The sequence below is a fragment of the Pseudooceanicola sp. NS-SX9 genome (assembly GCF_057380705.1).
Window position 1 is genome coordinate 3,239,458 of sequence record NZ_CM170818.1, and the last position, 13,637, is coordinate 3,253,094.

At 67.1% G+C, this 13,637-nt stretch carries 15 protein-coding genes and 1 riboswitch; of the genes, 10 read left to right on the plus strand and 5 right to left on the minus strand.

The features are described 5' to 3' along the window. Positions 1-101 precede the first annotated feature (101 nt). A complete protein-coding gene (locus AC2ITM_RS15375) occupies positions 102-965 on the minus strand; it encodes a glycosyltransferase family 2 protein (protein ID WP_486467505.1) in 864 nt (287 codons plus the stop codon). Between the two features lie 111 nt (positions 966-1,076). Here AC2ITM_RS15375 and miaB point away from each other — a divergent pair, with 111 nt between their 5' ends. The 9 genes from miaB (at position 1,077) to trmB (ending at position 10,179) form a co-directional block, all read left to right on the plus strand. After that, positions 1,077-2,405, plus strand: coding sequence for a tRNA (N6-isopentenyl adenosine(37)-C2)-methylthiotransferase MiaB (gene miaB / locus AC2ITM_RS15380; RefSeq protein WP_486467506.1), 1,329 nt, complete (start codon positions 1,077-1,079; stop codon positions 2,403-2,405). Positions 2,406-2,508: 103 nt separating this feature from the next. Then, positions 2,509-3,120 (plus strand): OmpA family protein, encoded by a 612-nt coding sequence (locus AC2ITM_RS15385; RefSeq protein WP_486467507.1) that lies wholly within the window; start codon positions 2,509-2,511, stop codon positions 3,118-3,120. Positions 3,121-3,129: 9 nt separating this feature from the next. Then, positions 3,130-3,471 carry a hypothetical protein gene (locus tag AC2ITM_RS15390; protein ID WP_486467508.1) on the plus strand — a complete coding sequence of 114 codons (342 nt, stop codon included), beginning with the start codon at positions 3,130-3,132 and terminating at the stop codon, positions 3,469-3,471. 210 nt (positions 3,472-3,681) lie between these two features. After that, positions 3,682-4,692: a PhoH family protein gene (locus AC2ITM_RS15395; protein ID WP_486467509.1), complete on the plus strand. Its 1,011-nt coding sequence runs from the start codon at positions 3,682-3,684 to the stop codon at positions 4,690-4,692. Positions 4,693-4,770: 78 nt separating this feature from the next. After that, positions 4,771-5,295 carry an rRNA maturation RNase YbeY gene (ybeY, locus tag AC2ITM_RS15400; RefSeq protein WP_486467510.1) on the plus strand — a complete coding sequence of 175 codons (525 nt, stop codon included), beginning with the start codon at positions 4,771-4,773 and terminating at the stop codon, positions 5,293-5,295. Positions 5,296-5,490: 195 nt separating this feature from the next. Continuing rightward, the gene (locus AC2ITM_RS15405; protein WP_486467511.1) at positions 5,491-6,372 is read left to right on the plus strand and encodes a hemolysin family protein; all 882 of its coding nucleotides are present in this window, start codon (positions 5,491-5,493) and stop codon (positions 6,370-6,372) included. 9 nt (positions 6,373-6,381) lie between these two features. After that, complete coding sequence (gene lnt, locus AC2ITM_RS15410; RefSeq protein ID WP_486467512.1) at positions 6,382-7,878, plus strand: apolipoprotein N-acyltransferase; 1,497 nt, start codon at positions 6,382-6,384, stop codon at positions 7,876-7,878. Between the two features lie 41 nt (positions 7,879-7,919). Continuing rightward, positions 7,920-7,971: riboswitch (SAM-SAH riboswitch) on the plus strand. Positions 7,972-7,978: 7 nt separating this feature from the next. Further along, positions 7,979-9,160, plus strand: a complete 1,182-nt coding sequence (gene metK / locus AC2ITM_RS15415) for a methionine adenosyltransferase (protein ID WP_486467513.1) — start codon at positions 7,979-7,981, stop codon at positions 9,158-9,160. 281 nt (positions 9,161-9,441) lie between these two features. After that, on the plus strand, positions 9,442-10,179 hold the full coding sequence (gene trmB / locus AC2ITM_RS15420; RefSeq protein ID WP_486467514.1) for a tRNA (guanine(46)-N(7))-methyltransferase TrmB: 738 nt from the start codon (positions 9,442-9,444) through the stop codon (positions 10,177-10,179). A 245-nt stretch (positions 10,180-10,424) separates the two neighbouring features. Here trmB and AC2ITM_RS15425 read toward each other — a convergent pair whose 3' ends face one another. Together AC2ITM_RS15425 and mce are read right to left on the minus strand one after the other, a co-directional pair. After that, complete coding sequence (locus AC2ITM_RS15425) at positions 10,425-10,697, minus strand: DUF1467 family protein (RefSeq protein WP_486467515.1); 273 nt, start codon at positions 10,695-10,697, stop codon at positions 10,425-10,427. Next, positions 10,697-11,101, minus strand: coding sequence for a methylmalonyl-CoA epimerase (mce, locus tag AC2ITM_RS15430; RefSeq protein WP_486467516.1), 405 nt, complete (start codon positions 11,099-11,101; stop codon positions 10,697-10,699). Before mce ends, AC2ITM_RS15425 begins: the two co-directional genes overlap by 1 nt. 153 nt (positions 11,102-11,254) lie before the next feature. Between mce and AC2ITM_RS15435 the strand changes: the two genes are divergently transcribed. Then, the gene (locus tag AC2ITM_RS15435; protein ID WP_486467517.1) at positions 11,255-11,962 is read left to right on the plus strand and encodes a response regulator; all 708 of its coding nucleotides are present in this window, start codon (positions 11,255-11,257) and stop codon (positions 11,960-11,962) included. Positions 11,963-12,280: 318 nt separating this feature from the next. Here AC2ITM_RS15435 and AC2ITM_RS15440 read toward each other — a convergent pair whose 3' ends face one another. Both AC2ITM_RS15440 and AC2ITM_RS15445 read right to left on the minus strand, forming a co-directional pair. After that, positions 12,281-12,874, minus strand: coding sequence for an NAD(P)H-dependent oxidoreductase (locus tag AC2ITM_RS15440; RefSeq protein ID WP_486467518.1), 594 nt, complete (start codon positions 12,872-12,874; stop codon positions 12,281-12,283). A gap of 105 nt (positions 12,875-12,979) precedes the next feature. After that, entirely contained in the window at positions 12,980-13,534 is a 555-nt protein-coding gene (locus AC2ITM_RS15445) for a 2OG-Fe(II) oxygenase (protein WP_486467519.1), read from the minus strand. Between the last annotated feature and the right edge of the window lie 103 nt (positions 13,535-13,637).

The window sequence follows — 13,637 nt, forward strand, 5'->3', positions numbered from 1 at the left end:
CACGGACCACCCCCAGATGCCTCTTCTTTCATCTTTCCCCCAATATGCCGGGGGAGTCTCCGCAGGAGACGGGGGCAGAGCCCCCTGCCCGACCATCCACCTTAGAACCACTGCCCGGGCTCCATCAGCCCCAGGTCCAGCAACTGCCCCGACTGCCAGGCGAAGGGCGCCGAATTGTGCCAGCGGAAGCTGCCGATCGCGCCCCGTGACCCTGGGTTGCGCTTCAGCGCCTTGGCCACCCGGAACGAGCAGATGCAGGCCGTAAGGTTGTTGTGCCATGGACAGGCATAGGTGTTGTACTCGGCTTCCGAGAAGGTGAAATCGCCGCGCAGCCGCAGCCCCGGCCGCGCCCGGAACAGCGAGATCCGGTCGATCTTGCGGCGGGCTGCGGGGATGTGCTCCTCGAAGCGCCAGCGCAGGCCACCGTGGAAATCGTACTGCCGCTCCAGCGCGCCGCCCTGCCCGTCGGGCCGTGCCTGGGCGTAGTAGCCCGACCGGTCCAGCCAGGCGTCCTGCAGCGACACCGCATCGGGCGCGGCCTCCAAGTCGCCCGCGTAAAGGTCCACGACGTAGCTCAGCATGGCGTCGCGGCGTTCCTCGGCGTGAAAGGTCAGCAGCTCTCCGACGCTGCGGGTCTCGCAGAAGGGAAAGAACAGGAACTCGGCATTGTGGCAGTAGTACAGCCAGGTGCCCGCGGGCGCCGCGGCCGCGACCAGGTTCACCGCCTGCACCACGGCATCGGGGGCAGCGTTGCTCCAGCCGATGCGCAGCAGGTCGGCGGCCTCGGGGGCGTCCAGCCCGTCGGGCGCGAACAGCAGCAGCCGGTGGAACCCCAGCGCGCGGTGATGCGCCAGCGTCGCCTCCAGCGCCACCGCGTCCTCGGCAAAGATCATCGCCACCGGCCCCTTCGCCAGCGCCGCCTGTGCCCCCAGCCGCAGGAAATCCTCGGTCGTGTCGTAGCGCATCCCCATCCCCTCCCCCTTGCCAGCAAAGCCCGAGGGCCGCCCGCATTGCAAGCCCGCAGCCTTTCGGTGTAGACCGGCGCCCTGATCCACCCCTCGAAAAGGTGCGCGTTCATGTCCGGGACGAAGAAGCTCTACATCCGAACCTATGGCTGTCAGATGAACGTCTACGACAGCGAGCGCATGGCCGAGGCCCTGGGCGGATCCGGCTATACCGAGGTCGCCTCTCCCGAGGACGCCGACATGATCCTGCTGAACACCTGCCACATCCGCGAGAAGGCCGCCGAAAAGGTCTATTCCGAACTGGGCCGGCTGCGGAGCCTGAAGAACGACAACCCCGAGCTGAAGATCGGCGTCGCGGGCTGCGTGGCCCAGGCCGAGGGCGCCGAGATCATGGCCCGCCAGCCGCTCGTGGATCTGGTGGTGGGCCCGCAAAGCTATCACCGCCTGCCCGACATGGAGGCCCGCACCCGCCGGGGCGAAAAGGTGCTCGACACCGATTTCCCCGAAGAGGACAAATTCGCCGTCCTCAAGACCCGCGGCCCCAAGGCCAAGCGCGCGCCCACCGCCTTCCTGACCGTGCAGGAGGGCTGCGACAAGTTCTGCGCCTTCTGCGTCGTCCCCTATACCCGCGGCGCCGAGGTCTCGCGCCCTGCGGAACGCATCCTGGCCGAGGCCCGCGATCTGGTCAGCCGCGGCGTGCGCGAGCTGACGCTGCTGGGCCAGAACGTGAACGCCTACCATGGCGAGGGCCCCTCGGGGCGCGACTGGTCGCTGGCGCGGCTGATCCGCGAACTGGCCGAGATCGAGGACCTCAAGCGCATCCGCTTCACCACCTCGCATCCCAACGACATGCAGGACGACCTGATCGCCGCCCATGGTGATTGCGACAAGCTGATGCCCTACCTGCACCTGCCCGTGCAGTCGGGGTCGGACCGGATCCTGAAGCGGATGAACCGCAGCCACACCCGCGACAGTTACATCGCCCTGATCGAACGCATCCGCGCCGCCCGCCCCGACCTGGCGCTGTCGGGCGACTTCATCGTCGGCTTCCCCGAAGAGACCGATGCCGATTTCGAGGCAACGCTGGATCTGGTGCGGCAGGTGAACTACGCGGCGGCGTTTTCCTTCAAGTATTCCACCCGCCCCGGCACGCCTGCGGCAGAACGTGGCGGCCAGGTCCCGGCCGATGTTGCCCAGGACCGCCTGCAGGCGCTGCAGGCGCTTCTGGGGGATCAGCAGCAGGCCTTCATGCAGGCCATGGTCGGCCGCGAGGTCGGGGTTCTCTTTGAAAAGCCCGGCCGCCATCCCGGCCAGATGATCGGCAAGTCCGACCATCTGCACGCTGTCCATGTCACTGGCCCCGACCTGCACGAGGGCGACCTGCGCCGGGTCCGCATCACCGCGGCCGGGCCGAATTCCCTCGCCGGAGAGCTGATCTGAGCGCGCCCCGGGCAGCGGGCTGAAAACAGACAGTTTTAGGTTCAACCAAGCGTTCACACCTGTGCCCTAGACCGGACCCGAGGCAACCCCCCGGAGGTCCGGCATGTCCCCTTCCCGCATGGCCCGTGCACAGGCGCGCACTGCGCCCGACTGGCGTCAGGCCGCCCTGTTCCTGCTGGCCCTCACCGTGCTGGCCCTGCTGCCGCTGCTGGCCCGCGCCGCCCCGCAAGAGGGGCAGATCCAGGGCTCGGGCTGGAACGAACCCTATGTGCCCGGCGTCTGGATCGACCCCGACGGCTGCGAGCACTGGGTGATGGATGACGGCGCCGAAGGCTACATGTCACCCCATGTCACCCCCGATGGCCGCCCGGTCTGCCACCAGCCGCAGATCTGCGGCATCGTGCAGACCGATCAGGTCTTTGCCACCGACCGCTTCGACATCGCCCCCGCCAGCCGCCAGCGGCTGGAGGCGTTCTTTCGCGAGCGTCTTTCGAACACCTTCCTGATCGAGGGACATACCGACAGCCGCGCCTCGCTGGCCTACAACCAGACGCTCAGCGAACGCCGTGCCCGGGCGGTGGCGCAGATCGCCGAAGGGGTCGGCGCCCGGATCACCGCCGTGCGCGGCTTTGGCGAAACCCGGCCCGCCCGGCCGAACACCTCGGCCGCGAACATGGCCGCCAACCGCCGGGTCGAGATCATCTGCCTGCACTAGGAGGTCCCCATGCGCCTGCCCCTTCTCCTGCTGCCGCTGCTGGCCGCCTGTGCCACCCATCCCGCCGATGTCCCCGGCGACAAGAGCTATGACTACGGCTACGACCACCATCCGCTCTCGGACATGGTGCCGGGCATCTGGGTCGACCCCGAGGGCTGTGATCACTGGATCATCGACGACGGGCTGGAAGGCTACATGTCCGAGCGCATGACCCCCGAGGGCAAGCCGGTCTGTTCCGCCACATCGGAACGCAACATCGCCACCGGCGGCTTCAAGGACGGCTCGAACGTGCCCGACCCCTACCGGACCCGCGCCAATGCCGAAACCCCCGCGCCGGTGATCCTGTACTGACCCGTGGCACGACCGGCAGGGGCGACCGGCCGGATCCCGCCACCCGCATCACATGTATACCCCTGTGGCGACATATTTTTCGCCTTCGCAGGCGCCCCGACGTCCACGACTGCAATCTTGACTTGCCCGCAGCCGCACAGCCTGTCACGCTTTCCATATGGGCCGCTCCGGCCGGACGTTGCCGGCGGCCGCATCGAGAAGGAGCGCTACTTGGCCACAAGCCTGCTGACCCCGGATCCCGACGAATCCGCCCTTGCTGAAGTCTCGGTCGATTTTCCCGACAACTTCCTGCTGATCGAACTGTGCGGCGAATACGACAAGAACCTCGCCCAGATCGAAAAGACCCTCGGCACGCAGATCCTCCGACGAGGCAACCACCTTGTCGCGATCGGTTCGGCGGATGCGGCCAAGGAAACCATCGGGGTCCTGCGCGCCCTCTACGCGCGCCTGGAGGCCGGACGCGAGGTCAGCAGCGGCGACATCGACCGCGAACTGCGCATGAACACCCCCCTCGCCTCGCCCACCCCCGCGGGCGACCAACTGGAAATGTTCAAGGGCGGCCAGGTCGAGATCAAGACCCGCCGCAAGATGGTCGAACCCCGGACCGAGGCGCAGAAGGCCTATGTCCAGAACCTCTTCAAGCACGAGCTGGGCTTCGGCATTGGCCCCGCGGGCACCGGCAAGACCTATCTGGCCGTCGCCGTCGGCGTGTCGATGTTCATCGAGGGCAAGGTCGACAAGATCATCCTGTCGCGCCCCGCCGTCGAGGCCGGCGAAAAGCTGGGCTACCTGCCGGGCGACATGAAGGACAAGGTCGATCCCTACATGCAGCCGCTCTACGACGCGCTGGATGATTTCCTGCCCGGCAAGCAGGCCACCAAGCTGATCGAGGAAAAGCGGATCGAGATCGCGCCGCTCGCCTTCATGCGCGGCCGGACGCTCTCGAATGCCTTCGTGGTGCTGGACGAGGCGCAGAACGCCACGACCATGCAGATGAAGATGTTCCTGACCCGTCTGGGCGAGGGCTCGCGCATGGTGATCACCGGCGACCGCTCGCAGATCGACCTGCCGCGCGGCGTGCAGTCGGGCCTGCGCGATGCGGAACGGCTGCTGTCGCATATCCCCGACATCAGCTTCAACTACTTCACCGCGAAGGACGTGGTGCGCCACCCCCTTGTGGCGAAGATCATCGAAGCCTATGAGGCCGACGAGACAACCTAAACCCATCCGGCCCGGTGGTTCCTTCATCTGGCCGGAAATACTCTCGGGGGTGCGGGGGCAGACAGCCCCCGCTGCGACATGACCACTCTGACCGACACCGTGATCGAGGACGACCGCTGGCAAGCCGCGGATCTTCCTTCGCTTTCCGAACGCGCCGCGCAGGCGACCCTGATGCATCTCGACCTCGAGCCCGAGGATTACGAGATCTGCGTCATGGGCTGCGACGATCCCCGCATCGCCGAGCTGAACGCCGAATTCCGCGACAAGCCCACGCCCACCAACGTGCTGTCCTGGCCCTCCGAGGACCTGGCCCCCGAAGAGGAAGGCGCCCTGCCCGAGCCCCCCGACGACGGCCCGATGGGCGGCGAGCTGGGCGATATCGCGATCTCTTACGACACCTGCCTGCGCGAGGCGCAGGAGCAGGGCATCCCCTTCGCGGACCATGTGACGCATCTGGTGGTGCACGGAATCCTTCATCTTCTGGGCTATGACCACATCCGCGACGGCGATGCGGCTCTCATGGAGGGGACCGAGATCGAAATTCTTGGTAATTTGGGAATTCCTGACCCATATAATCGAGAGACCGGCACAGACGCCGGGTAACCTTGGAAAGGACAGATGGGCGACAGCACCGACGGGTCTTCTAAAGCAGCGCAGCGCGCGCTTTCCAAAGACCCCGACCCCGTGCCTCCCTTGCGGGCAGGCGTGGTCGAATTCCCCGGCCGAGGCGCAGCCGCGTCGCGACACCTTGCAAACGGCACGGCGCCCCGCAGCCTGCCGGCTTTGTCGGGCGGCGCAGTGAACGGCACCCCCGGCCCCGTGACACCGGACCCGCAGCCCGATCCCGGCGCGACAGACAGGCCCACGGGCTTTCTGCGCCGGCTGTTCTCGCGCAGCACGGACCCCGCACCCGAGGCCGGCAGCAGCCTGCCCAGCACCGAGGCCCCGCAGCGGCGGCACTCCCTTCAGAACCTGCGCCGCATGCGGGTCGAAGACGTGGCGATTCCCAAGGCGGAAATCGTCTCGGTTCCGATCACCGCCAGCCAGGCCGATCTGGTGGCCGTCTTCCGCGAAAGCGGCATGACCCGGCTGCCGGTCTACCAGGGCACGCTGGACACGCCCGTGGGCCTTGTGCACCTGAAGGATTTCGCACTGGCCCATGGCTGGAACGCGGGCACCAAGTTCTCGCTCAAGGCGCTGCTGCGGCCACTGCTGTTCGTGCCGCCCTCGATGCCGATCGGGGTGCTGCTGCAGAAGATGCAGACCGAACGGCGCCACATGGCGCTGGTGATCGACGAATACGGCGGCGTTGACGGCCTTGTGACGATCGAGGACCTGATCGAACAAGTGATCGGCGAAATCGAGGACGAACACGACGAGGAAGAGGACGCCCTCTGGACGCGGGAACCCTCGGGCAGCTATCTGGTGCAGGCGAAAACCCCGCTGGAGGATTTCGAACAGGCCATCGGCCGATCCCTGACCGACGACGACAGCGTCGACGAGGAAGAGATCGACACGCTGGGCGGGCTGGTCTTCATGCTGGCCGGCCGCGTTCCCGCCCGGGGCGAGGTCGTGCCGCATCCCGACGGGCACGAGTTCGAGGTCATCGAGGCGGATCCCCGGCGCATCAAGCGCCTGCGGGTGCGGCTGGCCGCCCCCGCCCCTGCCGAAGAGAGCTGACCTGCCAGAATGGCCCTGCCTGTACGTCTGAAATCCTGGTGGCCCGCTGCGGCGGGCCTCCTTGCCGCCTGCGGCGAGGCCCCCCTGAACCTCTGGCCGCTGTCGATCGCGGGCTTTGCCCTGCTGTTCCACGCGCTGCGGCGCTCGGGCTCCGTGAAACGGGCCTTTGGCGCCGGATGGCGCTTTGGCCTGGGCTATTTCCTCTTTGCGCTGTTCTGGATCGTCGATCCGTTCATGGTCGACCCGGCCCGCGACGGCTGGATGGCGCCCTTTGCGCTGTTCTTCATGGCGGCGGGGCTGGCGCTGTTCTGGGGTGCGGGGCTGGCGCTGGCACAGCGCGCCGCCCCCGACCACCGGCTGCGCCAGCTGCTGGCCTTCGCCGGCAGCCTGACCCTGCTGGAGGCCCTGCGCGGCTGGATCTTCACCGGCTTCCCCTGGGCCGAGATCGGCCAGAACTGGATCGGCTCTCCGGCCTTGCCGCTGGCCGCGGTCCTGGGGCCGCACGGGCTGACCTTTGCGATGCTGCTGCTGGCGGGGCTGATCGGGGCCGCGTCGCGCGCGATGGCAGTGCTGGGGGTGGCGGGAACCGCCGCCTTCGTCTTCCTGGCACCGCGCGCCCTGCCCCCCGCCCCCGAGGCCACCGCCGACGCCCCCGTCGTACGCCTGGTCCAGCCCAACGCCACCCAGAGCCAGAAGTGGGATCCCCAGATGATGCCCATCTTCTTCTCGCGCCTGTTGACCTATTCCGCCGAAGGCCCCCGCCCGAACCTGATCCTGTGGCCGGAAACCGCGGTGCCCTACCTGCTGAACGAGGGCAAGCCGCTGACCGACATCCTGGCCCAGCACGCCAACGGCGTGCCGCTGGCCTTCGGCATCCAGCGCCATGACGACCAGGGGCATTACTTCAACTCGCTCGCGCTGATGGACGCCCAGGGCGAGATCACCGAGATCTACGACAAGCACCACCTGGTGCCCTTCGGCGAATACATCCCCGACGGCGCCCTGCTGAAAAAGCTCGGGATCGGCGCCTTTGCCGCGATCATCGGTGACGGTTTCACCGCCGGCCCGGGGCCACGGATGATGCCGGTGCCGGGCGTCGGCGATGCCCTGCCGCTGATCTGCTACGAAGCGATCTTTCCGCGCGACATCCGCGCAGCCCCCAAGCGCCCCGATGTCCTGATGCAGGTCACCAACGACGGCTGGTTCGGCAATCTTCAGGGCCCCTACCAGCACCTGGCACAGGCCCGCCTGCAGGCCGCAAGCCAGGGCCTGCCGTTCCTGCGCGCCGCCAATACCGGGGTCTCGGCGCTGATCGACGCACGGGGCAAGGTGCTGCAATCGCTGCCGCTCGATACCGACGGCTACCTGGACGTGAAGCTGCCGAAACCCCTTCCCGCAACGATTTATGCCCGCACCGGCGACCTTCCGATATTGCTGCTGGCATTTCTCGCGCTGTGCAGTGCTGCACTGGCGTCTGTTCACCGGGCCTTCATCCGCAGGTCATAATACGATTGACCATGCCCCGGTGCGGGCGTACCCAGAATCACGTTCCACCCCAACGGCTTCCTGACGGGGTGGGTCAAGACGTTTATCGGAGCACATTCTCATGACCCGCCAGAACTATATCTTTACCTCGGAATCCGTTTCCGAGGGTCACCCCGACAAGGTCTGCGACCGCATTTCCGATGCAGTTCTGGACGCTCTCATTGCCGAGGAACCCGAGGCCCGCGTCGCCTGTGAAACCTTCGCCACGACCAACCGCGTAGTGATCGGGGGCGAAATCGGCCTGGCCGACAAGCAGAAGCTCAAGCACTACATGGAGAAAATCGACTCCATCGCGCGCGACTGCATCAAGGACATCGGCTACGAGCAGGACAAGTTCCACCATGAAACCGTGGAAGTGACCAACCTGCTGCATGAACAATCGGCCCATATCGCCCAAGGGGTGAACTCGGCCGAGAACAAGGACGAGGGCGCCGGCGACCAGGGCATCATGTTCGGTTTCGCCACCGACGAGACGCCCGAGCTGATGCCCGCGCCGATCCACTACGCGCACCAGATCCTGAAGCGCCTGACCGAGGCGCGCAAATCCGGCGCCGAACCCACCCTGCGCCCGGATGCCAAAAGCCAGCTGTCGCTGCGCTATGAAAACGGCCGCCCGGTCGAGGTCACCTCGCTGGTGCTGTCGACCCAGCACGCCTACGAGACCCAGACCAGCGCCGACATCCGCGCCATCGTCGAACCCTACATCCGCGAGGTCCTGCCCGAAGGCTGGCTGACCGATCGCACCGAATGGTGGGTCAACCCGACCGGCACCTTCGTGATCGGCGGGCCGGATGGCGACGCGGGCCTGACGGGCCGCAAGATCATCGTCGATACCTACGGCGGCGCGGCCCCGCATGGCGGCGGCGCCTTCTCGGGCAAGGATCCGACCAAGGTGGACCGCTCGGCCGCCTATGCGTCGCGCTACCTGGCAAAGAACGTCGTCGCGGCGGGCCTGGCGCGCAAATGCACGATCCAGCTGTCCTACGCGATCGGGATCTCCAAGCCGCTGTCGATCTACTGCGACACCCACGGCACCGGTCAGGTCGACGAAGCGCAGATCGAAGCCGCCGTCGCCCAGGTCATGGACCTGACCCCGCGCGGCATCCGCAACCACCTGCAGCTGAACCGCCCGATCTACCAGCGCACCGCAGCCTACGGCCACTTCGGCCGCGCCCCCGAAGCCGATGGCGGCTTCTCCTGGGAGAAGACCGACCTGGTCGAGGCGCTGAAGAAGGCCGTCTGAGCCCTCGGAGCAGGACAATGAAAAAGCCCCCGCCTAGGCGGGGGCTTTCTGCCATCGGGACACCGGTATGGGACGCGCCCGGTGTCGTCCGGCCTGGGACCCTGCCGGGCCAGGGTCGGCAAACGAAGACCCCGGCAGGAGAGTCGCCGGAGCGGCTCGGGGCGGACCCTGCGCCCGGCTGCGGCCACAGGCCACCCCCTGTTTCGGCCCGGGCGCCTGTGCGATCCTGCAGCGCAGCGCGAGGGAGTTGATCCCGGCCCCGACCGGCGCTAGGAGGCGGCATGAGCAAGCGTGACACCGACACCGGCCCCGAGGCCTCCCATCCCAGCGGCGCCCCCTGGCGCAACTTCTACGGCCGCTTCAAGGGCAAGCACCTGCGCAAGTCGCAGGAGGTCTACCTGGAAGAGGACCTGTCGTCCCTCTCGCCCGGCCCCGTCAGCTGGGAGGCGAACCCCGACCGCATGCCGCTCGACCTGCAGGCGCTGTTCGGCGACCGCGATGTCTGGCTGGAAATCGGCTTTGGCGGCGGCGAGCACCTGGTCCACCAGGCCGCCCGCAACCCGGATGTGGGCATTATCGGCGCCGAGCCCTATATCAACGGCGTCGCCATGCTGCTGGGCAAGATCCGCGACGCGGGCGTGTCGAACCTGGCGGTGCACCCGGGCGATGTCCGCGACCTGTTCGACGTGATCCCCGACGGGTCGATCTCGCGCGCCTTCCTGCTCTATCCCGACCCCTGGCCGAAGGCACGCCACCACCGCAGGCGCTTCGTCACCCCCGGCTACCTGGAGCCACTGTCCCGCAAGCTCAAGCCCGGCTCGATCTTCCGGGTGGCGACGGATATTCCCGACTACGTCCGCCAGACCCTGCAACAGGTGCCCGGGCATGGTTTCGAATGGCTGGCCGAAGGCCCCGAGGACTGGCGCCGCCCCTGGGAAGACTGGATCTCGACCCGCTACGAACAGAAAGCTCTGCGCGAAGATCGCACGCCGCATTACCTGACGTTCCGCAAGCTTTGAGCGCGCCTTTCGGTCAGCAGGCTGACCGAAGCCTCCGGCGGAGGTATTTAAGAACAAGAAAATGAGAAGGGTTTGTTTACCCTCTCGTGCCAAGGTGCTGGTGCGGTACAGGGTGAGGACCCGATGACCGCACAAGGAAATGGCCTCCCGCGCTGGCTGGTGCGGGAGGTTTTCATTTTCTTGTCGATAAATACCTCCGCCGGAGGCACGGCGCGTAGCGCCGTTTCCGGGTGCCGCCAGCAGCCTCAGGCAGGTCCCATGCGGCCGAACCAGTCGAGATCCCGCACCGTGATACAGCCCGACAGGATGACACCAGAGATGATCAGGAACAGCAGGCTCGCGATTGCCGTCGTGATCAGAAGCTTGGGCTTCAGATGATGTACCTCAGGCGCACCGGACTGGGTGCCCGGGGTAACCTGGCCCATGTCCTGCTGGGTACGCAACTTTACCGGCACGACCACGAAAAGCGTCAGCCACCAGATCACCGCGTAAAGGACCAGAGCCGAGGTGATGCCCATCAGAGCTGTTCCAGCTCGATCAGGCAGCCGTTGAAATCCTTCGGATGCAGGAACAGCACCGGCTTGCCATGAGCCCCAATCTTGGGCTCTCCCGTGCCCAGTACCCGCGCGCCCTCGGCCTTCAGCTTGTCGCGGGCGGCCAGGATGTCGTCGACTTCGTAGCACAGATGGTGGATGCCGCCGGAGGGGTTCTTTTCCAGGAAGCCCTTGATCGGGCTGTCTTCACCCAGCGGATACAGAAGCTCAATCTTGGTGTTGGGCAGGTCGATGAAGACCACCGTCACCCCGTGCTCGGGTTCGTCCTGGGGCGCGCGTACCGATGCGCCCAGGGGGCCCGCATATTGCGCCGAGGCCGCCTCCAGATCCGGCACCGCGATGGCCACGTGGTTGAGACGTCCGATCATGCTCTGGTCCTCCTGTCGGTCCGGCCAAGTATCGCGCCGCGATCAGGCCCATGCAACTGTCCGCAGGTCGCAGGTGTTATTAACGTGCCATTAGCCAAGGCCCCCTAGCGTTTCTGACAACGACGACTCCCGACACCAAGGAAAGGTCTGACCATGGATCCGCTGCACACCGTGACCGCCCCGACCGCGAGCCGGCCCATGCTGGGCCTGACGATGCTGGCGGTGGAAGACAGCCTTTATGCCTCGGAGGCGCTGCGCCTGCTGTGCCTGCGATCGGGCGCGCGTATCCGGCGCGCCGATTGCCTGCGATCGGCCCGTCGGCATCTGCAGGTCTATCGCCCCTCGGTCGCCATCGTCGACATGGGGCTGCCGGATGGCTCGGGGGCGGATCTGGTCTCGGAAATGGTGCGGGCCAGTCCGCGGGTCAGCGTGGTCGCGGCGATCTCGGGCGATCCGGGGGCGCTGCACGAGGCGCGGGCGGCAGGTGCCGACGTGCTGCTGTCGAAACCTCTGACCAGCCTGGCGACCTTTCAGGAATCGATCCTGGCCAAGATGCCACCCGAATACCGCCGCAAGGGCCCCCGCCCCCTGCCCGTGGAGGAGGTCGAGCCCGATCCCGTCGCCTATGTCGACGACATGGCCCATGCGGCCGAGATGCTGCAGGAGGGCGCCGAGGACGCGGTGCTGGCCTATCTGGTGCAGTTCCTGCGCGGCGTGGCGCGCTGCGCCGGCGACACCCCCCTGCAAGAGGCCACAGGCCGGCTGGAGGCCGCGCGCAGTGCCGGCCTGCCCCTTCGGGCCGAGCTTTCGGTGCTGGCGGGGATGCTGCAGGATCGCATCGGCGAGCGCATCGCCATCTGAACAGCGAAACCGCCGCCCCGGAACGAGGCGGCGGTTCGGGACAGGCAGGCCGAGAGAGAGCGGCCCTGCCAGAGCGCCTGCCCGGGTCACGGGGATCTGCCGGATGGATCCCTGCCGGGCGGGCGAGAAGGCCCGGGGGCATCCGAAGATGCGATGCCCTCGACCATTTTGGCGTGCCGCCCTGGGCCACCCCAGGGCCACCGGGGCGTCACCCCGGATCCTACGCGGCGCGGCGTTCACGCGCCCCGGATCCCGCTTGCAGCGGAGTCGGGCCAGGTCGGATCACCCGCCATGCGCTGCGTGATCGGCGCCGGGGCCTCAGGCCACCAGTTTCGCGGTGACCTCGACCAACCGCTTGGCCTGGATGGCGACGGCGGTCTTTTTCTCGTCCGTGTAGGCGCCCTGGGTGATCGAGGCACCGTAGGGGTTGCCGCCCGCCTTGTAGAGCTCGGCATCGGTGTAGCCGGGGGTCACGATGATCGAGCCCCAGTGCATGGTCGACTGGTAGAAGCTGAGCAGCGTCGATTCCTGGCCGCCATGGGCATTGCCCGCGCTGGTCGAGGCGGTGACGGTCTTGTTGGCCATGCCGCCCTGGGACCAGACGCCGCCCAGCGTGTCGATGAAGGCGCGCATCTGCGAGGGGGCCGAGCCGAAGCGCGTCGGGAAGGCGAAGTAATAGCCGTCCGCCCAGGCCATGTCGGCGGGGGTGGCGACGGGGATGTCCTTCATCTTTTCCTGCTGGGCGGCCCAGGGCTCTTGCCCGGCGACCACGGCGGCAGGGGCGGTTTCGGCCACCTGCAGCAGGCGGACCTCGGCGCCGGCAGCCTTGGCGGCCTCGGCGGCGTCAAGGGCGACAGCGTGGTTGGTGCCGTAGGTCGAATAGAAGATGATGGCGATCTTGGGGGTGGTCATGGGTCTCTCCCGTATATGCGTTGCTTGACCGGAACCCTATCCCTGACCACCCCAGCCGGGAATTTGGTGTTCTTGCAAGTCTCATGTGCACAGGTGCACGGAAACTTACCTGAATGGCACCCCATGTGCCCAGACGGTCAGCGAATGGCGTTCTCCGGCTGTCACGGGCAGGACCCGGTGCAGCGCGAAGGAGGGGAAGAAGGCCACCGTACCCTGCGCCAGCGGCGCGGTGCGGACGTTCGAATCGAACCAGACCTCGAGCGCCCCGCCCGCGTAGGCGGCCGGATCCGACAGCTGGCAGACCATGGTCAGCTTGCGCCGCGCGGCAAGGCGCCCCTCGCCAATGTCGGAATGCCAGCCGAAATGGCCCTCGCGTTCGGCGCCATAGCGGGCGATCTGCGGACTTTCCGAGAAATCGTCGAGCGCAAAGTCGAACAGGTCGCGGTTGGCTGCGCGCACCAGCTCGACCAGGCGGTCCATCACCCAGTCATGGCCGGGCAGGTCATCGACCCACACCAGGTCGGCGCGGCGCAGGTCATGGTCGCGCGCCTGGCGCACCAGGCCCGCATCGCGGACCATGTCCGAGGTGCGGTGGGCTTCGATCAGGGATTGGCATTCGGAAGGAGAAAAGGCGTCGGGTACGACGTGGAAAGCGATCATCGTCTGCTCTGCTGGTAGACTACACTATAGAGATCGCCAGCTACTGCGCTTCCTTCAGCGCGTCCAGTGGGAGCAGCGGGGAGAGGTCATTAATCGCCTCTCC

Coding starts and splice junctions, on each gene's coding strand:
- AC2ITM_RS15375 (WP_486467505.1), bottom strand. CDS start 965: ATGCGCTACGACACGACCGAGGATTTCCTGCGGCTGGGGGCACAGGCG.
- miaB (WP_486467506.1), top strand. CDS start 1,077: ATGTCCGGGACGAAGAAGCTCTACATCCGAACCTATGGCTGTCAGATG.
- AC2ITM_RS15385 (WP_486467507.1), top strand. CDS start 2,509: ATGTCCCCTTCCCGCATGGCCCGTGCACAGGCGCGCACTGCGCCCGAC.
- AC2ITM_RS15390 (WP_486467508.1), top strand. CDS start 3,130: ATGCGCCTGCCCCTTCTCCTGCTGCCGCTGCTGGCCGCCTGTGCCACC.
- ybeY (WP_486467510.1), top strand. CDS start 4,771: ATGACCACTCTGACCGACACCGTGATCGAGGACGACCGCTGGCAAGCC.
- lnt (WP_486467512.1), top strand. CDS start 6,382: ATGGCCCTGCCTGTACGTCTGAAATCCTGGTGGCCCGCTGCGGCGGGC.
- metK (WP_486467513.1), top strand. CDS start 7,979: ATGACCCGCCAGAACTATATCTTTACCTCGGAATCCGTTTCCGAGGGT.
- trmB (WP_486467514.1), top strand. CDS start 9,442: ATGAGCAAGCGTGACACCGACACCGGCCCCGAGGCCTCCCATCCCAGC.
- AC2ITM_RS15425 (WP_486467515.1), bottom strand. CDS start 10,697: ATGGGCATCACCTCGGCTCTGGTCCTTTACGCGGTGATCTGGTGGCTG.
- mce (WP_486467516.1), bottom strand. CDS start 11,101: ATGATCGGACGTCTCAACCACGTGGCCATCGCGGTGCCGGATCTGGAG.
- AC2ITM_RS15435 (WP_486467517.1), top strand. CDS start 11,255: ATGGATCCGCTGCACACCGTGACCGCCCCGACCGCGAGCCGGCCCATG.
- AC2ITM_RS15440 (WP_486467518.1), bottom strand. CDS start 12,874: ATGACCACCCCCAAGATCGCCATCATCTTCTATTCGACCTACGGCACC.
- AC2ITM_RS15445 (WP_486467519.1), bottom strand. CDS start 13,534: ATGATCGCTTTCCACGTCGTACCCGACGCCTTTTCTCCTTCCGAATGC.